The organism is Sorangium sp. So ce836, assembly GCF_028553905.1.
In the GTDB taxonomy this organism is placed as follows: Bacteria; Myxococcota_A; Polyangia; order Polyangiales; family Polyangiaceae; genus Sorangium; species Sorangium cellulosum_D.
On the sequence record NZ_CP102233.1, the window covers coordinates 9,746,731 to 9,765,921 of the forward strand.

The 19,191-nt window shown below is 72.9% G+C and carries 16 protein-coding genes; 6 read left to right on the forward strand and 10 right to left on the reverse strand.

Translation table 11 applies throughout. The features are described from left to right. Nucleotides 1-13 precede the first annotated feature (13 nt). From NQZ70_RS35285 to NQZ70_RS35315, 7 genes are all read right to left on the reverse strand, one after another. Nucleotides 14-1,141: an MFS transporter gene (locus NQZ70_RS35285; protein ID WP_129578149.1), complete on the reverse strand. Its 1,128-nt coding sequence runs from the start codon at nt 1,139-1,141 to the stop codon at nt 14-16. Then, entirely contained in the window at nt 1,138-1,860 is a 723-nt protein-coding gene (locus NQZ70_RS35290) for an HPP family protein (protein WP_165374682.1), read from the reverse strand. Before NQZ70_RS35290 ends, NQZ70_RS35285 begins: the two co-directional genes overlap by 4 nt. A gap of 428 nt (nt 1,861-2,288) precedes the next feature. Then, a complete protein-coding gene (locus NQZ70_RS35295; protein WP_129578151.1) occupies nt 2,289-2,705 on the reverse strand; it encodes a Rieske 2Fe-2S domain-containing protein in 417 nt (138 codons plus the stop codon). A gap of 104 nt (nt 2,706-2,809) precedes the next feature. After that, on the reverse strand, nt 2,810-5,347 hold the full coding sequence (gene nirB / locus NQZ70_RS35300; RefSeq protein ID WP_129578152.1) for a nitrite reductase large subunit NirB: 2,538 nt from the start codon (nt 5,345-5,347) through the stop codon (nt 2,810-2,812). 646 nt (nt 5,348-5,993) lie between these two features. Continuing rightward, nucleotides 5,994-6,392 (reverse strand): 6-carboxytetrahydropterin synthase, encoded by a 399-nt coding sequence (locus NQZ70_RS35305; RefSeq protein WP_129578153.1) that lies wholly within the window; start codon nt 6,390-6,392, stop codon nt 5,994-5,996. 14 nt (nt 6,393-6,406) lie between these two features. Then, on the reverse strand, nt 6,407-7,483 hold the full coding sequence (locus NQZ70_RS35310; RefSeq protein ID WP_129578154.1) for a zinc-binding alcohol dehydrogenase: 1,077 nt from the start codon (nt 7,481-7,483) through the stop codon (nt 6,407-6,409). Next, on the reverse strand, nt 7,467-8,213 hold the full coding sequence (locus tag NQZ70_RS35315) for a RibD family protein (RefSeq protein ID WP_129578155.1): 747 nt from the start codon (nt 8,211-8,213) through the stop codon (nt 7,467-7,469). The genes NQZ70_RS35310 and NQZ70_RS35315 overlap by 17 nt, the downstream gene beginning before the upstream one ends. A gap of 212 nt (nt 8,214-8,425) precedes the next feature. Between NQZ70_RS35315 and NQZ70_RS35320 the strand changes: the two genes are divergently transcribed. The 3 genes from NQZ70_RS35320 to NQZ70_RS35330 all read left to right on the forward strand — a co-directional run bounded on the left by NQZ70_RS35320 (nt 8,426) and on the right by NQZ70_RS35330 (nt 12,221). Continuing rightward, nucleotides 8,426-9,130, forward strand: coding sequence for a hypothetical protein (locus NQZ70_RS35320; protein WP_129578156.1), 705 nt, complete (start codon nt 8,426-8,428; stop codon nt 9,128-9,130). Between the two features lie 77 nt (nt 9,131-9,207). Continuing rightward, nucleotides 9,208-10,830 (forward strand): NAD(P)/FAD-dependent oxidoreductase, encoded by a 1,623-nt coding sequence (locus tag NQZ70_RS35325; RefSeq protein WP_269467622.1) that lies wholly within the window; start codon nt 9,208-9,210, stop codon nt 10,828-10,830. Further along, nucleotides 10,770-12,221 (forward strand): peptidoglycan-binding protein, encoded by a 1,452-nt coding sequence (locus NQZ70_RS35330; RefSeq protein ID WP_129578157.1) that lies wholly within the window; start codon nt 10,770-10,772, stop codon nt 12,219-12,221. Before NQZ70_RS35325 ends, NQZ70_RS35330 begins: the two co-directional genes overlap by 61 nt. Before the next feature lie 31 nt (nt 12,222-12,252). On the opposite strand, the gene NQZ70_RS35335 is transcribed toward NQZ70_RS35330, so the two are convergent. The 3 genes from NQZ70_RS35335 to NQZ70_RS35345 form a co-directional block, all read right to left on the reverse strand. Beyond that, nucleotides 12,253-12,690: a hypothetical protein gene (locus NQZ70_RS35335; RefSeq protein WP_129578158.1), complete on the reverse strand. Its 438-nt coding sequence runs from the start codon at nt 12,688-12,690 to the stop codon at nt 12,253-12,255. 267 nt (nt 12,691-12,957) lie between these two features. After that, nucleotides 12,958-13,695, reverse strand: coding sequence for a hypothetical protein (locus NQZ70_RS35340; protein WP_129578159.1), 738 nt, complete (start codon nt 13,693-13,695; stop codon nt 12,958-12,960). A gap of 163 nt (nt 13,696-13,858) precedes the next feature. Next, nucleotides 13,859-15,751, reverse strand: a complete 1,893-nt coding sequence (locus tag NQZ70_RS35345) for a DUF4215 domain-containing protein (RefSeq protein ID WP_129578160.1) — start codon at nt 15,749-15,751, stop codon at nt 13,859-13,861. Between the two features lie 306 nt (nt 15,752-16,057). Here NQZ70_RS35345 and NQZ70_RS35350 point away from each other — a divergent pair, with 306 nt between their 5' ends. Genes NQZ70_RS35350 through NQZ70_RS35360 form a run of 3 tightly spaced genes read left to right on the forward strand, consistent with a single transcriptional unit; the run spans nt 16,058 to nt 19,144 of the window. Then, nucleotides 16,058-17,521 carry a DUF2156 domain-containing protein gene (locus NQZ70_RS35350; RefSeq protein ID WP_237244322.1) on the forward strand — a complete coding sequence of 488 codons (1,464 nt, stop codon included), beginning with the start codon at nt 16,058-16,060 and terminating at the stop codon, nt 17,519-17,521. A gap of 59 nt (nt 17,522-17,580) precedes the next feature. After that, a complete protein-coding gene (locus tag NQZ70_RS35355; protein ID WP_129578161.1) occupies nt 17,581-18,042 on the forward strand; it encodes a PaaI family thioesterase in 462 nt (153 codons plus the stop codon). 37 nt (nt 18,043-18,079) lie between these two features. Continuing rightward, entirely contained in the window at nt 18,080-19,144 is a 1,065-nt protein-coding gene (locus tag NQZ70_RS35360) for a pyridoxal-phosphate dependent enzyme (protein WP_129578162.1), read from the forward strand. The last annotated feature ends 47 nt before the right edge of the window (nt 19,145-19,191 follow it).

Here is a 19,191-nt window from a genome sequence, read left to right on the forward strand (position 1 = left end):
TCCGCTCCGTCATTCACGAGAAGCGGCCACCGCGCGCGCGGTGGTGCGCGCGGCCGATGAGCATCCGCCGCCCCCGCGGGGAGATCTCGCTCCACGCAGGTCCGGTCGCCGTCGGCGCCGCGTAGTCGAACCCCACCTCCGCGAGCACCTCTTTGAGATCGTCGGTCTGGAGCTTGGCCGCGAACGCCTCGCCCGTGACCGGACAGACCGCCTTCTCGCCCCGGCCGCCCGCCTCCTTGTAGAACGTGACGCCCACCGACGCGGGGCGCTGGAACACGTGAAAGAGCTTGCCGAACGGCAGGTAAACGAGCGTGACGATCACCGTCAGCGCGTGGACCTGGGCGAGCGCGCCGTAGAAATACCCGTGCAGCCACTCGTAGCTCACCCAGAGCAAGAGCCCGCTCGCGCTCACGGCGAAGAGCAGGAGGAGCGGCAGGAGGTCGCGCTCGAAGCGCTGGGCCGCCACCGCGCCGCCCTCCCGCATGCGGCGGAGCATGGCGAGCATCACCCCCGGGACGACCATGAAGCCGCTGACGACGAGCGCGTGAAAGATCGCCCACCCCACGACGCCGTGGACCGGGATCTCCGACACGCGGACCCCGAACAGCACCACGCGATAGACCGCGCCGGCGGCGCCGGCCTCGAAGTGGAGCCAGCCGAACACGAGCGGGAACGTCACGGCCGCGGCGAGCGCGCAGCCCCACGCGATGAGCATGTGCGCGATCCAGCGGGTCAGGCCGCGACGCAGGATGAAATCCTGCGCGATGATCTTCGACCACAGCGCCTTGACGATGAGCGTCGGGCGGCCGAGGCGCGGCCAGCGGCGCGGCGAGAAGAGCACCTCCACGCCGCGGACCCAGTACTTGCGGGTCGGCGGCTTGCTGAGCCAGACGGAGTACCGGTACACGACCCCGAAGGTCATGAAGAGGCACGCGAAGGTGTAGCCCACGAGCGCGGAGTCGAAGTCCGCGAGGTCGCGGCTGCCGAGGACGATGAGCGCCGCGAGCGCGGCGGCGGCGACGGCCCCGTTGCGGACCGCGCCCCAGTGCGCGAGCGGGACGCGCCGCGGCGCACTCGCGGCGGCGCCGGGGCGCGCGGGCACCGCGCGGCACGCGGGGCGCTCGGTGAGCTCCGCGCTCATGGCTGCACCGCCGTGCCGGTCGCCGCGCTCCGCCCCGGCGGCGCGGCGACGTGCGGCGGCGCGTCCTCCGCTCCGCGCGCCTGCCGCGGCGCCCAGAGCGGGTAATCGACGCCCGCGAGGCGATTGATGACGATGGCTTGCATCGTGAGCAGGGCGACGCCTCCGAGGAGCACCAGGAACATCGGCGGCCGGTCCAGGATGCCCAGCGAGACGATGAGCGTCGTGGCGCCCGCCGGCGGGTGGGGAGCTCGGGCGAGCACCATGAGGCCGGCCGTGAGCCCCAGCGAGAGCGCGGCGGCGAGGGCGCGCGGGAGCGTCACGCTCGCGGCGGTCGCCGGGCCCGCGTGCGTCAGCCCCGTGACGAACAGGCTGAAGTAAGCGGCCGCGATACCGATGCTGTGCCCGATGAGGGTGTTGCGCGGCGCGGCCGAGGCAGCCCTGGGCGTGTAAAAGAACAAGAAAGCGGTCGGACCGAGCGACGGAAACACGAAGGGCTCCTTCGTCACGGCGGCGAGGGCCGCCATCAGGCCGATGCTCACGAACCCGTTCACGAAGCTGAACGCGGCGAGCACCGGCACCTGTGCGTAGCGCTGAAGGAGCCGCGGCAGCCGCAGGCGCGAGAAGATCCCGCGCGCGACGTCCGACATCTCGCCGCCGAGCGGGTGGCGCGGCGAGATCGGGCCGTAGCCGCGCCCGGCGCCCCACGGCTCTTCCTGCATCCTGGATCGAATGTCCCTGTCTTCCATCATGGGCTGGGGCCCTCGCATTCGCTCGCCGCCGCGTCCAGCGCTACCGGGCAGACGCGACACGGCGGGCTCGACCGCCTTCCGGCCACGTCGTCACTGATGCAGCACGATTGCAGTAGAACAGGCGCCGTTGCCCGGCAGCCTCGACGTGCATCCATGTAACCCAGAAGACGGAACGAGCCGTGCGCCGGGTTCCAATGTCACGACGATTCAGGAGAGCCCCGAGCGATTCGTGAGAAACCGCGCGTGTCATCCGGACGCGACCGGGCCAGCCTGAATGGCGTTCACGAAGAGATCGTGTCGGCGGAATACGCGCGGCTCGGAATTGTTTCGGGATCGGGATTGTTTCGGGATCGGGATTGTTTCGATAGTGTTTCGATAGTGCGCGCCGACTGCCCTCCTCAGCGGGCGGTCGCCTCGGCGCGCAGCTGCGCCAGCGCGGGTAGCTCCTCGCGCGAAAAGGGGGAGGTGCCCGCCTCGGGACGCGAGAGGCGGACGAGGATCTCTCCCGACGCGCTCAGCGCCACCTCGAAGCACGCGAGCGCGCTGCACTCGGCGCCGATCGGGTGACCGGTCGAGAGGTCGAAGGCGATCCCGTGAAGAGGGCACTGGACGACGTTGCCCCCGAGGAGCCCGTCCGCGAGCGGCCCTTCCCGGTGAGGGCAGCGCGCCTGCACGGCGAACAGCTCCCCTGCTCGCGTCCGGAACACGGCTACCTCGCAGCCGCCGACATGAAACGCCCTCCCTTCTCCTTCGGGTATCTGGCCCAGCGGGCCAAGGTTGAAGACGTTCCTCTCCTTCAGCGCTACATTGCCCATCACCTGAACTCCTCCCCGGCCGGCGCGCGGGCCGGCCGCATGACACCCATCGTCTCCGCGGGCGCCGGGCGCTGGCCCGGCGCTCCTCTCCGCCGATCCACCGCCTACTCCGCCGGCGCGAGCGTGCCGCTCGGCGGCGGGAGCAGCGTCGTGAACTGGGACGGATGGATCGGGCTCTCGGCCTCGCTCCAGGGGTCCGCGTATGCGTCGACCGAGGCCTCGACCTCCGCGTCGAGGCGCGCCGCGATCCCTTCGGCGTCGTCCACGATCACCCTCCGCACCTTCTCGATGCCGACACGCTCGACGAAATCGTACGAGCGCTCCATGTACCTCGCCTGCTCCCGGTAATACTGCATGAAGCGGCCCGCGTAGCGGATGACCTCCTCCTGCGTGTCAACCACGCAGAGCAGGTCTCCCTTCCTGACGCGCGAGCCGGCCCCGCCTCCCACGTAGATCTCCCACCGGCCTCCCTCGATGGCGACGGCGCCCACGTCCTTTGTCGTCGCCTCCGAGCAGTTGCGAGGGCAGCCGGCGGTGGCGAGCTTCAGCTTGTGGGGCGCCTCGAACCCCTGGAACCGGCGCTCGATCGCGATGCCGAGCGCCGTGCTGTCCCCGACCCCGTAGCGGCAGAACTCGCTGCCGACGCACGTCTTGCAGGTGCGGAATCCCTTCGTGTAAGCGTGACCGGACGGCATGCCCAGGTCGCGCCACACGTCCGGCAGCCGCTCCTTCGAGATGCCGAGGATGTCGATCCGCTGGCCCCCCGTGATCTTCACCATCCTCGCGTCGTAGCGCTCGGCCACGTCCGCGATCTTCCGGAGCTGGGCCGGCGTCGTGACGCCTCCATAGATGCGCGGGATGACGCTGAACGTCCCGTCGCGCTGGATGTTGGCGTGCACCCGATCGTTGATGAAGCGCGCGTCGCGCTCGTCCTCATAGGCTCTCCCCCAGATGCTCTTGAGCAGCGAGGCGAGCCCCGGCTTGCTCGCGACGTCCTCCTGCCCGCCCGCGAGCTCCCGGAACACGGACGAGACGCTGCGCAGCCCGCGCTCCTTGATGAGCCGGACGAGCTCCGGCTTCGCGTAGGGCACGCCGGGCACGTAGTAATGGGCCGCGGGGTCCTCCGCCGCGCCGCTCCCGAGGACCAGCTCGAGGACGGCCTGCACCTGCGGCTTGCACGCCCCGCAGCCCGACCCGGCGCGCGTCGCCGCGCACGCCTGCCGGAGCGTGCGGCACCCGCCCCGCGCCGCCGCGGCGATCTGGCCTTTCGAGACGCCGTTGCAGTTGCATACCTGCGCCTCGTCCGGCATGTCCGCCACGCTGGGCTCGCCCGCGCCGGCGTGGGCCCCGGGGAAGAGGAGCGCCGCGCGATCCTCGGGGATCGCGAGGCCCCGCTCGAACGCCTGGAGCAGCCTCCCGCCGGGCCCCCCGCCGCCGAGCAGGATGGCGCCCGCCAGCACCCCGTCGCGGATCACGAGCTTCCGGTAAATCCCGCGCGACGGCTCGGCGTAGGCGACCTCTTCCTCCGCGTCGGTCGCGGCGCGCTGCTCCCCCATCACCAGGAGATCGACGCCCATCACCTTGAGCTTGGTGGAGACCTTCGAGCCCGCGTACGCCGCGTCGGGCCTGCGCTCCGTGAGCCGATCGGCCAGGATCTGCGCCTGTTCCCACAGGGGAGCCACGAGCCCGTAGGTGCGCCCGCGGTGCTGTGCGCACTCGCCGATCGCATGGACGTCCGGATCGTCGGGCGAGCAGAGGTCGTCTCCCACGACGATCCCCCGCTCGACCGTGAGCCCCGCGTCGCGCGCGAGCTCTGCGTTCGGGCGGATTCCGGCGGAGATCACCACGAGATCGCACGCGAGCTCGCTCCCGTCCTCGAAGCGGAGCCCCTCGACCCGGTCGTCGCCGAGGATCTCCCGGGTGGATTTCTCGAGGTGGATGGCGAGCCCCATGTCCTCCAGCGCGCGCCGGAGCACGGCGCCGCCGGCCGCGTCGAGCTGGACCTCCATGAGGTGCTTCATCAGGTGCACCACGTGCACCTCCAGCCCGAGCCCGAGCAGGCCCCGCGCGGCCTCGAGGCCGAGGAGCCCGCCGCCGATCACGGCGGCCCGCCGCGACCGCCTCGCGTGCTCGATGATGCCGCTGCAGTCATCGAGCGTCCTGAACACGAAGACGCCGCTCCTGTACCCGCCGCCCTCCCGCTCCAGTCCCTCGAGCTTCGGCACGAAGGCGCGGCTCCCCGTGGCGATGACGAGCTTGTCGTAGGCTTCGACGACGCCCGAGGCGCCGCGGACGGTCTTGCTCCTGCGGTCGATCGAGGCGACCCGGACCCCGGCGTGGAGGCGGACGCCGTTGTCCTCGTACCACGACAGAGGGTTGATGAAGATGTCGTTCGGATCCTGGATTCCCGCAAGAACGTTCGATAGCAGGATGCGGTTGTAGTTGCCGTACGGCTCATCGCCGAACATCGCGATTTCGAAGCGGTCCCTGCCCCCCCGCGCGACGAGCTCCTCCACGAACCGCGCGCCTGCCATCCCGTTGCCGATCACCACGAGGCGCTCCCTCTCCCTTTTTGGGACCGCCTGCCCGCTCCTGCCGGTCGTGCCCCCGTCGGCGACGGCAGATCCAGGTTCATCGCTCATGAGATCCAGTCCTCCTTGTTCTTCAGGCAGCCGCTCGACGCGGCTGCGCGCGCCCCGAGCGCTGTCGCCCGCGGTCCTACGAGAGCGCTCGTCGGGCCATCCGGAACAGCGGCCCCTCGACGTCACGAGGACGCGGCGGAGCGGGCTCGGTCGCCTTCTCGCATCGAGTTACTGATGCAACATGGATACAAAAATTGATCCAGCCCCGCGCGGGTCGCCTTGATGCGCCGCGCCTTTGTGGCCCAGAAGACGGAACAGGGGGGTGCCGGGTTCCGGGCGTCGTGACGAATTGTGGGATCCCGATCGCACGTCGCGAGACACCGCGGGTGTCCTACGGGCGCGCCCGGGCGGGCTACATGGCGTCTCTGTGAAGATCGCTCGTCAGAGGAATAAGCCTGTCTCGGCCTTGTTATGGCGGCGGAGCCGACTGCCCTGCTCCCGCGCGAGCGCCGGAGCAGGCGCCGAGCCGCTGGCCGCTCGGCCTCGGCCGGACAGGCGCGCGCCTCGCCGGGCGCAAGGGCGCTCGGCTCTGCCGGACGAGCGTCGCGAGCGGCCTCGGGCCGGGGAGAGCGAGCGAGGAGATCTGCAGGTCCTCGAGCGGGGTCGGCCGGCCGTCCGGGCGGCGCAGCAGCTCGTCGGACAGAGCCTAGAGGTCGCGCTCGAAGCCCGCGTATGCCGTGGGCGACTCGCGGACGAGCACCCGCAGCGTCGCGCCCGGGCAAGGCGCCTCGTCCGCGGGGAGCTTCGCGATGTCCGCGGCGAGCAGGCCGGCCACGTGCTCGGCCACGCGCTCGGTCGTGGAGGTGCGCCCGGGGAAGGCCGGGTGCTCGTCGAGGTTCTGGTAGTCGATCGTGTCGAGCGCCCGGCGCAGCGACGCGTGCAGCGCGCCGATGTCCATGACCACGTGGTACCGGCCGAGCGCCTTCGCGCGGATCTCGACCTCGACGGTGTACGTCGCGCCGTGCATCCGGGTCGCCGGGCCGAAGAACGGATCGGAGAAGCTGTGCGCGATCATCACGTGATCGCTGACGCCCAGGAGGAACATGGGAGGCCCCTTGGTTAGGTTGCCCCTCGCGTAGCCGATCGCGGTGCGTACTGGAAGACCGTCTGCAGCCTCGCCCCGGGCGCGGCGGCGAGCTCGGCGTACACCGAGGGCGCGGCGTCGAACGGGACGGGCGGGTCGAGCAGCGCGTCGAGCGCGGCGTCCTCCAGCAGGGCGCGCACCAGCGCGAAGCGGCGCGCGTGGTCCCAGCGCGGCGCGCGCTCGGGCGGGATGGTCGAGACCTGGCTCGCGCGCAGGCGCAGCCGGCGGCGGTGGAACTCCGCGCCGAGCGCGACCGGGCTCGTCCGCGCCCCGTAGAACGACGCGACCGTCACCGTCGCCTCGCGCGCCGCGTGCGCGATCGCGCGGTCGAGCTCGCCCGGGTCGCCCGTCGCGGCGATCACGACGTCCGCGTCGCCGCGCGGCCGGTCGTCTTCCGGCCGGATCGCCGCGGCGGCGCCGAGCGCGAGGCCGGCGCGGCGGCGCCGCTCGCTCGGCTCGACCAGGCGGACCTCGGCCCCGGCGCGCCGCGCGAGCGCCACGACGAGCAGCCCGACGACGCCGCCGCCGAGCACCACCACGGCGTCCCCGAGCCCCACCCCCGCGTCCCACACGCACGTGATCGCCGTCTCGAGGTTCGCGGCCAGCACCGCGCGCTCGCCCGGGATCGAGCGGGGCAGCGCGCGCGCCGCGCCCGGCCCGAACAGGTGCAGATCGCCGTGCGGCGCGAGCGCGAAGACGCGGTCGCCCAGCCCGAGCGCCGCGCCCTCGCCGCGGGCGACGACCTCGCCGACCCACGCGTAGCCGTAGCGGCGCGGGTAGGTCGGCGCGCCCGGCGCGTCGAGCGACGGATCGAACGGCGTCGGCCCCTCGCCGCGGAAGAGGAGGAGCTCCGTCCCCTGGCTGATGCCCGAGGCGACCGCGCGCGCCACGACCTCGCCGGCCCGCGGCTCGCGCGGCGGGTCGCCGGCGCGCACCTCGACGACGCCGGGCCGGACGAACCAGAGCTCTCGCGCGGGCCCCGCGAGCGGCGCGGGCGCCGCGGGCGGCGCGGAGGTCCCGGGCGGCGCCGGAGGATCAGTCGGGATAGGCAACTTCCCCTCGCAAGAGCAGGTTGCCCCCCAGGAGCTCGACCGCCGGCTCGCGCAGGTCGATCGCCGACGCGAGCGGCGCCTCGCCGAGGGCGCCGACCGCGGGGATCGCCGTGTCGCCGAGCAGGCGCGGCGCGATCTCGACCTCGGCGCGATCGGCGAGCCGCGCGCGCAGGAACGAGGTGAGCACGGCGGCGCCCCCCTCGACGAGCAGCCGCCGCACGCCGCGCGCGTGGAGCTCGGCGAGCGCGTGCGGCAGCGAGACGCGGCCGTGGTCGTCCGCGGGCACGACGATCACCGCCGCGCCGCGCTCCTCGAGGCGGGCGCGCGCGCTGTCGAGCGCGCGGCCCGCCGCGCCGACGACGACCACGCGCCCGCCGGCCGGCTGCCCTCGTGCGGTGCCGGTGATGGCGGAGGACGTGGTGGACGTGGTGAACGTGGTGGACGTGGTGAACGACAATCGCAAGAGGCGCGCCCCCTCCGGCACGCCGAGGGAGCTCGCCAGCACGACGCGCATCGGCTGCGGGCCCTCGCATGCGCGCACCGTCAGCAGGGGATCGTCGATCACGACGGTGCGGATCCCGACGAGCACCGCGTCGTGATCCGCGCGCGCCCGGTGGGCGTGCTCGATCCCCGCGGGCGTGCTGAGCTCGACGCGCTCGTTGGGGGCCGCGATGCGGCCGTCGAGCGTCTGGGCGAAGTGGAGCGTGACCAGCGGGCGCGGGAGGCTCATGGCGCGCTCGCGGGCGGACGCCCGGCGCGGCCGAACGCGCGCGCCGCGCGGGCGTTGGGGGACGACGTCCTCGTCCCGAGCCGGCCATCGAGCCTCCGGACCACGGCGCCACTCTAGAACAGAACGCCTGATCGGGCGAGGAGGGCGCCCGCGGGGCCGCGTTCGCCGTCGCTCACTTGCCGCGCCGGCGCTGGCGCCCTAAGCGAGCCCCGATGCCCATCGGCTGGCCTGATCTCTCGGCGCGCTGCGACCGCGCGGGCATCCCGCTGCGCGGCGGGTTCCACCCCTGCGAGGGCGACGGCGTCCCCGCGGCCGGAGAGCTCGCCGCGGGGACGCTCGTCCTGCTCGGCAACGCGGGCCCCTCCATGTGGCGCGCGTTCTCGCGCGCCCGCGAGCAAGCGCCCGATCTCGCGCTCGACGACTGGACCTCCGCGGTGGTCTCCGCGCTCGCCGCGGAGCTCGGCGCGGCCCCGCTGTTCCCCTTCACCGGCCCTCCGTACTGGCCCTTCCAGCGCTGGGCGCAGCGGGCCGAGCCGGTGTCCCCGTCGCCCCTCGGCATCCTCATCCACCCGCGGTTCGGCCTCTGGCACGGGTACCGCGCCGCGCTCGTCTTCGCCGAGCGGCTGTCGCTCCCGCCGCGCGAGGACCTGCCGAGCCCCTGCGCGTCCTGCGCCGACAAGCCCTGTCTGCGCGCCTGCCCCGTCTCCGCCTTCTCGCCCGGCAGCTACGACGTCGCCGCCTGCGTCGGCCACCTCGACGCCCAGCCTGCCGGGGCGTGCATGACCGCAGGGTGCCTGTCGCGCCGCGCGTGCCCCGTCGGGCAGGAGCACATCTACTCCGACGATCAACGCCGCTTCCACATGCGCGCGTTCCTCCGCGCTGCCCCGCCCGCGGGGCGCAGCGAAATCAGCTCGTAGCGCCGAGCACAGCCGTGGTTCGCCAGGCTATGCTCGGGTCCTGGAGCGCCACGGCGCTCGCCGCCAGGGAACGCAGCATGTCCATCGAGCACTTCGACGTCCTGATCGTAGGCGCCGGCCTCTCCGGCATCGGGGCCGGCTACCACCTCCAGGCGCGCTGCCCCGGCAAGCGGTACGCGATCCTCGAGGGGCGCAGCGCCATCGGCGGTACCTGGGACCTGTTCCGCTACCCCGGGATCCGCTCGGACTCCGACATGTTCACGCTCGGCTATTCCTTCCGCCCCTGGAAGGAGGCCAAGGCGATCGCCGACGGGCCGTCGATCCGCGAGTACGTGCGCGATACGGCCCGGGAGTTCGGCGTGGACCGGCACATCCGGTTCAATCACCGGGTTCGCTCCGCGTCGTGGTCCTCGGAGCACACGCGCTGGACCGTCGAGGTCGACGTCGGCCCAGGCGAGGAGCGCGTCCGCTACTCCTGCGACTTCCTGTACGTCTGCAGCGGCTACTATCGCTACGAGAGCGGCTATACGCCCAGCTTCCCTGGCGCGGACGACTTTCAGGGACGGCTCGTGCACCCTCAAAGCTGGCCGCAAGATCTCGACTACCGGGGCAAGCGCGTCGTGGTCATCGGCAGCGGCGCCACGGCCGTGACGCTGGTGCCCGCGATGGCCGCCGACGCAGCGCACGTGACGATGCTCCAGCGCTCGCCGAGCTACATCGCCTCGTTGCCCTCGGAGGACGCGATCGCGAACGCGATCCGCGAGCACCTGCCGGAGCGGATCGCCCACCGCGTCGCGCGCTGGAAGAACGTCGCGCTCAGCCTGCTCGTCTACCAGGTCTGTCAGCGCGCGCCGCGGCTCGCCAGGCGGATGCTCCGCAGCGGCGTCGCCCGGCACCTGCCGCCCGACTTCGACATCGATACGCACTTCAACCCTCGCTACGATCCGTGGGATCAGCGCCTCTGCCTCGTGCCCGACGGCGACCTCTTCCGTGCGGTGAAGGAGGGGCGCGCCTCGGTGGTCACCGACCGGATCCGGACCTTCACGAAGGGCGGCGTCCTGCTCGAGTCGGGCAAGGAGCTAGAGGCGGACATCATCGTGACCGCGACGGGCCTGGAGCTCCTGCTCTGCGGCGGTATCCGCATCGCCGTCGACGGCGACGTCCTCGAGCCCGGGCGGGCGTTCATCTACAAGGGGTTGATGCTGGGCGGCGTCCCGAACTTCGCGCTCTGCTTCGGTTACACCAACGCCTCGTGGACGCTCCGCGCGGAGCTGGCCTCGATATACGTCTGTCGGCTGCTAAGCCACATGGATCGCCACGGCTACCGGCAGTGCTTGCCCCGCCCTGACGAATCCGACCTCGATCCTCGGCCGCTGCTCGGCCTGACGTCGGGCTACGTGCGGCGCTCGGCGGACCACCTGCCCAAGCAGGGGTCGAAGGCGCCGTGGTACTTCCGCCAGAACTACGTGCTCGATCTGCTCGCGATGAAGCTCGGCCCGGTGGAGGACCGCGCCATGGTCTTTTCCAAAGAGGGTCGGCCGCCGCGCCGCGATGTCGCGAGCGCGGCGCGTCCTCGGCACGCGGAGGCGTGGTATCCTGGGACGGAACCAGCGCGTGTGGCGACTGCCGGAGGGGACCCATGGGCGAAAGCGGGAACACGGGGCTCGGCGCCCCCGAGCTCGCGGCGAACGAGGAGCTGAGATCGATCGCGGCGGGCGCGGCGACGCTCGCGGAGGGGGCGCGCGGCGACGGCGTGCGCGCCTTGCAAGAGGCGCTCGGCGCGATCGGCGACCGGATGACGGCCGACGGTTCGTTCGGGCCGAAGACGCGCGACGCCATCGTCGCGCTGCAAGCCGCGGAGGGCCTGCCGCAGACGGGCATCGTCGACGCCGCGACGATCGCCGTCCTCGATCGACGCCTCGCCGCCCAGCGTGCGCTCGCGCTCGACGAGGCCCTGGCCAGAGCCGCGGGGCTCAGCCCGGACCAGGTGGCGGCGCTCGGCCGCAAGTCGCCCGCGGTCCAGGCGTCCGCCGCGCCCTCGCGCCACGCTCAGGGCTATTTCAGGGATGCGGACGGGCTCCCGCAGGTGGTGCCCGGGGCCGAGCCGGATCCGGACTCGCCGCCGCCCGCCGTGGACTCCGTCGACGACAGGCCCGCGGCCGCCGCCGCCGGCGCGCTCGCCGCCGATCGGGGCGCGCGCCTCGACGAGGTCCGGCGCGCGCTCCGGGGCGACGCGCCCGCGCTGGCCGCGCTCGACAGGCTGCTCGCGGCGGGCCGGCTGCACACGGGGGCGCTCCTGCCGAACCTGGCGACCATGGCGGGCGTCCGGCGCGATCCGAGGCTCGTGCTCGAGGGCGGCATCGATCCGCACCTCGTGCTCGCGCAGGCGATCCGGCACGTGGACAACCCGCTGCGCGTCAAGCAGGGCGCGTGTCACGGCACCTGCGGCGCGGGGACGATGGAGTACGTCCTGCTGCGCGTCGATCCGGCCGAGTTCGTGCGGATCCTCGACGGGATCACGCGGGAGGCGGGCGAGGTGACGCTCCGCTCGGGCCGCGCGCTCAGGATGCCGCGCAACGCGATCCTGCGCGACGCCTCGGGCCGGGTCGACATCGACCGGCTGTTGCAATCCGCGCTCATGAACCACGCGACCGCGATGAGCTGGATCTTCGATTACGACAACCCCGAGGACAACGACTCGTTCTGGGCCGCCCTGGGGGGCGACTCGCGCGTCCCGCTCGGCAATTTCACGAGCCTGTTCCAGGACATCATGGGCGGCAGCTACACGAGCGTCTCGTCGCTCCTGCGCAGCGGCGCGTCCGTCGCCGCCGACGTCGCCGCGGCGATGGATCGCGGCGAGAGGGTGCCCGTCCTCCTGAAATGGGACGGCGGCTACCACTGGGTCGCGGCCGAGAAGATCGAGCGCGGGGCCGACGGCGCGCCCGCCACGGTCATCCTGCGCAACCCCGTGGGGGCGGACAGCTGCCAGGGCCCCCCGCCCCGCGCGCCGGTCCCCGAGCGCGGCGGCCGGTTTCGCATGAAGTACGCCGATCTCGCCGCGCACATCAACGGCGCGACCCTCAGGGGCTAGGGGCGGCGCCGCCCGCGACCCCGAGCGCCGGTCAGCCGATACCGCCGCCTCTGCCCGTCCCGTCCGATCGATAGCACGCGTAGTTGTAGCCGATCTGCCCCGGTGTGCCCGACTCCAAATAGTTTGTCGTCAGGTAATAGGCCATCGCGTAGCCAGGGCGACCAAGCGAATACGAGTAGCCATACGACCAGCCATCTTTGTCGGTGGACCAGACGTAGAACTTCGAGATGCCGTTGTACGGGCCCGTGTACATCGTGCCGATCGTCGCTCCGCCGGGTGAGCTGCGGAGCGTGAGCGAATCGGCGCAGGCGGCGTTGATCGCGCCGTTCGTCACCCCCTGCTCGGCGACACCGGTCTGCTCGCCGGCCTCCACGTCGTCCCCCTGCTCCGACGAGGAGTCCATGTCGGCGACACACCCCGCGAGCCCGAACGCCGAACCCAGGATCAGAAGCACACTGGACAATTTCATGATGACGATACCCTTAGATACCCACCGCGTGACGACCCGCACGCGGCTGCCCGAAGCAAGCGCGCCGGAGGCGCATGTCCTATCGGCTCCGGAGCCATCTCCTCTGCTTGGTTGGCTCCGGGGCGACGGAGCTCCCAAGCGTAAACTAATCGATCGTGAGGGCTCTTGGGGATTTATTTGATTCATCCGCCGCGCTCGCGCGCGCACGCAACGACGGCTCGTCGCCCTCTCACATCGGACGACATCGACTCTGCATCATCGACGACGTCAGCGAGGGCTGCACTGCACGACGCAGATGGCTGAGGCGCCCTTCGCGCGCGCGCTCGCCTCGCACGAGCGCTTGGCTTGCTGCGACGCCATGAAGCGGTCGTTCCCCGTGCCGTTGCCGAACACCATCTGATAGTTGCAGGCGCCCGCGAAGCCGCAGACGCGCACGGACGCGCTCGCCGTGCACCACCAGGACGTCCCGCCCGCCGCGCTCCCGCTGTTCGACCCTTCCTTCGCGGCGCCCGTGCTCGGGGCGGCGGGCGTCCGCGCTCCGGCCACCGCGGGCGCCGGCGCGTCGCCCGCCCCGTCGTCGCCCGCGGGCGACGGCACCTCGGGGACGCCGTCGCCGCCGCTGGACGGGTCAGCGCCCGCCGCCTCGTCGGCCTCCTGGTCGGGGCGCAGCCGGGTGCTCGTCGACGCGGGCGGCACGGGCAGCACGGGCGAGGCGCCGCCCGCGGTCGGCGCGCCGGTGAGCGCGGGCTCGCCGACGGCGCTCTCGGGCTCCGCGCTCTCGGGCTCCGCGCTCGCCACCACGTACACCACGCCGCCGATCACGACGAGCGCGCCGACGCCGAGCGCGAACAACCCGCCCAGGACCGCGAGCACGATCACGATCGGCGACACGCCCGGCTTCGGGCGCTGCGGCGGCGGCGGCGGAGGAGGGTAATAAGGCGGCTGCTGGGGAGGGTAATAAGGCGGCTGCTGGGGACGATACTGAGGATGCCCGGGACCGAACATCCCGCAGTCGTAGCGCAAAGGCGCCCTCCGCGCTGCGTGGGAGATGTGCGCACGCTGTCGGCGATCGGCCGTCCTCGATGTGGCCGAGCCCGCCCGCACATGCGGGCGCGCGCTCGCGGGGGACGCGCTTCCCGGGCGACCGCGCGCGCGGGCGCGCGCCGGCTCAGCGGGGGATGAGGTTGCGGCAGCCGCTGCCGCAGTCGTCGCCGTCGCGGTTGTTGCCGTCGTCGCACTCCTCGGGACCCTGGACGATGCCGTCGCCGCAGTACTCGCCGAGCTGGCAGTCCGGCCCGCACTCGCCGTAGCCGCCGTCGTTCACGCCGTCGTCGCACTGCTCGCCCAGGCCGACGACGCCGTCGCCGCAGATCGGCCTGCACTCGCTGCGCGCCGTCGCGAAGCCCTGCAGCGTCAGCTTGAACGTCGACGCCGCCGTCTGGCGCTCGGCGTGGAACACGGCGATCTGGTAGACGCCGCCGTCCGCGAGGCCGAGGTCGACGTTCCGCGGCCGGATGACGTCGTCCTCGCCCCCGGCGTAGGTCACCGTCCCTGTCCCGTTGGCGCCGATGACGAGGTGCCCGGTGACGGCGCTGTGGATGCCGCCGACGTCGACCGCGAGACGATCGTTGATGAACACCCACACGTCGTCGTCGCCGGTGAAGTCGAGCACGTATTGCTCGCCCGCCGTGTACTGGAACCAGTAGCGAATCTCGCTCGTGAAGTGGAAGTTGTGGTCCGGGGTGCCTTCCTCTTTCAGCCAGCTCCCGTCCCCGTAGCTCGGGAAGATATCGGCAGGGACGCGCTCGGCCGCCGGGGTGAACCGATCTCCGTCGACGGGGAAGAACAGCGGGTTCCCGTCGTACGTGGCCTCCACGTACCTCGCCCAGTAGACGCCGCCGCGCACCTCGCAGCTGCGGAAATCGGGGCCGTGGATGTCGCCGCAGGCCGCCGTGTTCTCGGTCGACGAGGTGCAGCGCTCGCCGTCCACCTCGTTGCCCACGTTGCCGCAATAGTGCGCGCTCTCCGGCGACAGCAGGGTCCACGGCGCGCCGTCCTCGCCCCAGCGGTTCACGAAGCGGCCATCCCCGATGTCCCACAGCGTGAGGGTGGTGACCGTGGTGCTGTTGGTGCCAGGCACGTCGTGATACCAGTCGGCGAAGCTCTGCGCGCTCCTCACCTGGCTGTTCGCCGCCGCCACGTACGCCGGCTTCTTCTCCGCGTCGAGCCGGTTGGCGACCATGCCGAAGACAGGCGCGCTCCGGCCTGGACCGTTCGGCTCGAAGTCGGGGTGGGCCGCCCGGAAGTCGCGGAACACCACCGGCACGGCCATGGATCCCGAAGGCTGGGGCACGGCGCACTCATAACCGGGCTCCCTCGTGCACGCCGAGGAGCACCCGTCGCCGTCGATGTTGTTGCCGTCGTCGCAGTCCTCCGCGAGCACGAGGCCGTCTCCGCAGCGGGAGACGCAGGTGCCCGCGGAGCAATCGGGCTCGGCCTGGCACGTCGAGGAGCAGCCGTCGAAGGGCATGGTGTTGCCGTCCTCGCAGCTCTCGGCCCCCTCCTGGACGCCATCGCCGCAGGTCGTCGCCGCGCAGGCGCTCGGGCTGCCGGCGCATTTGTAGCCCACCTCCATCTTGCAGGTCGGCGAGCAGCCGTCGCCCGCAGCGGTGTTGGCGTCGTCGCAGAGCTCCGGAAACACCACGGCGCCGTCCCCGCAGCGGGCGATGCGGGAGCAGGCAGCGCCGGCGATCGGGCACGACCAGCCCAGCTCGACCGAGAGGCAATCCCCGGCACAGCCGTCCCCGCTCTGGATATTGCTGTCGTCGCACGCTTCGTCCGAGGTCAGGACGCCGTCACCGCAACGGAACGTCGGGCCGTCGACGCCGATGTCGCCGTCGCCGAAATCGCCGCCGGCGCCGGCGCCGGGGCCGTCCCCGGGGCCGCCGCCGCCGCCGGACGTGCCCGTCTTGCCCTCGCTGGCCGCAGAGCAGCTCGCCGCGACGGCGAGGCAGCCCGCGATGAAGATCGTCGAACCAAAGCACGAAGCACGAGGACGCATGACCTGCTCCTTTCGGTCGCCCGCGATCGCCCGAGATGCGCGAAGCGGCCGCAGTCTTTCACGCGGATGCCCTGAACTCGAGCCCCTCGTGGGCCGCGCCGCCGACCGCGAGGATCGCGCGGTGAAGGCCCCTTCTCCGGTGCGCGGATAAATACCGACGCAGCGTCGCTTTTCTACAAGGGCGGATCGAGGACCGCGCTGTCGATCAGGCCGTTTGCCGCTGGACTCCTGCGTGGCGTATCGACGCGGCTGCCTCGAACAGCCCGGCGCGCACCGGAGCGCCCCTGCGCTAAGCTCGGCCGGACCGTGCCGCCGCTGAACCATGGCCCCGACCGCGAGCGCGTCCTCGCGTTGCTCAAACGCCACGGGTGGAACGCGACCTCGTTCCAGACCCTGGAGTCCGACTTTCGGTATTGGTTCCACGGCGAAGACGCCTGCGTGGCCTATGTCGACACCGGCGGCGCGTGGGTCGCCGCCGGCGCCCCGATCGCGGCGGCCGAGCGGCTGGCCGAGGTCGCGCGGGCGTTCGTGGAGGCGGCCGCGACGGCGGGGCGGCGGGCGTGCCTCTTCGGCGCGGAGGCGCGGCTCTCCGAGAGGGTCCCGTGGAGCGCGATGCTCATCGGGGAGCAGCCGGTGTGGGATCCGGCGCGCTGGGGCGATGTCCTCCGGTCGAGCCGGAGGCTGCGCGAGCAGCTCCGGCGCGCGCGCGCGAAGGGCGTGGTCGCGCGCGCGGTGAGCCCCGGCGAGATCGAGGACGCCGAGAGCCCGCTGCGGCGCGAAGTGGAGCGCCTCATGGCGCGCTGGGCCTCCTCGCGGCCGATGGCGCCCATGGGATTCCTCGTGCAGCTGGAGCCGTTCTCGTTCGCCGGCGAGCGGCGCTACGTCGTGGCGGAGGCCGGAGGCGCGGTGGTCGGCTTCCTCGCGGCGGTGCCGGTGTACGCGCGGCGCGGCCTCTTTCTGGAGGACCTGCTGCGCGACCCGTCCGCGCCGAACGGCACCACGGAGCTGCTCGTGGATCAGGCGATGCGCACCGCCGCGGCGGAGGAGTGCGTCTATGTCACGCTCGGCCTCGCGCCGCTCGCCGGGCCTGTGCGGCGCGGGTTGCGCGCGGCGCAGCGGCTCGGGGCTCGTCTCTACGACTTCCAGGGCCTTTACGCGTTCAAGGCGAAGCTGCGGCCCGACAGCTGGGTCCCGATCTACCTCGTGTACCCGCCCGGCGGCCACGGGCTCGTGGCCATCTATGACGCGCTCGCGGCGTTCGCGCGCGGAGGTCTCTTGCGCTTCGGGCTCGCGACGCTGCTGCGCGGGCCGGCCGTGGTCTTCGAGGTGCTCGGCTGGCTGCTCATTCCGTGGACCGCGCTGCTCGCGCTCGCTCCCGCGGAGCGATGGTTCCCGTCGCCCGCCGTGAAATGGGCGTGGGTGGCGTTCGACGTGTGCCTCGCGCCGGCCATGCTGCGGCTGAGCCAGCGGCACGGGCAGACGCTCTCTCTGGTGCTGGCCGGGCTGGTGACCTGCGACGCTGCGCTGACGCTGGCGCAAGCGTTGCTGTTCAACCTGCCGCGGGCGCGGGGGGCGTTCGAGCTCGCGGTCGTGGGGGTGGCGGTCGCGGCGCCGGCGGTCGCGGCGGTGCTGCTGTGGAGCGCACGGATGCACAGGCCGAAGCGGCTCGTCCTGGCGGCGCCTCGGAGGAGCCGGCGAGACGAGGCGCGGCGCGGTCCGCCACCGCAGATTCGAGGCCCAAGCTCGTCCTCGACCGTGCACTCACGATAGGATCGCAGCACCTGCCACTGCGGGTTCGTCTCCGGCCGACGATGGACTAGGCTGTCTCCATGGCCGAAGGGGCACCTGAAGATTTCGCCGCGGCGTTCAACGCCGCGAACATCGACGGCTGGGTCAGCGCCATGGGGCTCCGGCTCCTCCGCGCGACGGGCGACGGGGTCGAGGCCGAGCTCGACATCGGGCCGCAGCACCGGCAGGCCTACGGCATCGTGCACGGCGGCGTCCACGCGGGGATCATCGAGACGCTCGCGTCGGTCGGCGCCGCGCTCCACGCGCTGCCGGACGGCCGATCGGTCGTCGGGCTCGAGAACCACACGAGCTTCTTGCGCGCGGTCCGGTCGGGGAAGCTCCGCGCCGGGGCGCGGCCGCTCGACCGCGGGCGGCGCACCCAGGTCTGGGAGGGCTCGGTCCACGACGAGGAGGGACGGCTCTGCGCCACCGGGCGCGTGCGCCTGCTCGTGCTGGAGCCGGACGCGGTGCTCGCCGGGCAGCGCGCCGGCGCGCCCGGCTGACGCGGTAGCCTCGACGCCCCTTCGCGAGGTGCCCTCGATGCGCGACGCAGCCGCCCTCCGGACGATCGATCGCATTCCCCGGCTCGGCTGGATCGACGCCCCCTCGCCGGTCGCGGCGCTGCCGCGGCTCGCCGCCGCGCTGGGCCTCGATTACCTCGGCGTCAAGCGCGACGACCTCTGCGAGCCCGTCCACGGCGGGATGAAGATGCGGAAGCTCGACTACGTGCTCGCCGCCCCTCCGCTCTCGACCGCGGCGGCGTGGTCCGCGGCGGGCGGCATCGGCTCGGGCAACCTCGCGGCGCTCGCCGCCGCGGCGGAGCGGCTCGGCCGGCGGGTGCACGCGCACCTGTTCTGGACCGACCTGTCGAGGAGCGTTGTCGACAACCTCGCGTTCATCGCCTCGGGGCCGACCTCGATCCGCTTCTACCCCTCGCGCCTCGAGCTCGCGCTCGCGCGCCCATCGCTGTTCCTGCCGCTCCGCGCGCGGGACGGCGACGGCGCGGCGATCGTGCCGCTCGGCGCCACCTCGGCGCTCGGCATGGTGGGCGTCGCGCGCGCCGCGCTCGAGCTTTGCGCGCAGGTGCGCGCGGGCGAGCTCCCCGAGCCCGAGCGCGTCTACGTCCCGCTCGGCTCCGGCGGCACCGCCGCCGGGCTCGCCGTCGGGCTCGCGCTCGGCGGCCTGCGGTCGCGCGTCGTCGCCGTCGCCGTGGTCGAGCGCCTCCTCGCCTCGCGCCTCCGCCTCCGCGCCCTCACGGCCGAGCTCCGCGCCCTGCTCGCGCAGAAGGGCGCCTGGCCGGTGCCCGCCGCGGCGCCGATCGACCTCGTTCACGGCTACCTCGGCCGCGGGTACGGCGCCCCGACGCCCGAATCGCTCGCGGCCTGCGAGGCGCTCGCGGCCGAGGGCATCTCGCTGGAGCCGGTCTACACCGGCAAGGCGATGGCCGCGCTCATGGCCGACGCGCGGCGTCGCCGGCTCGGCCCGGCGCTCTTCTGGCAGACCGCGCGGCGCGAGCCCCTGCCCCGCGCGCCCGGCTTTTGCGACCGCCTCCCGGCGACGCTGTCGCAGCGGCTCGGCGCCCACTGCGGCGGCGGCGCTCGGTGAATGCCCCACAGCTCAGCGCATCTCCGGCGGACCTACCGCTCTGTCGC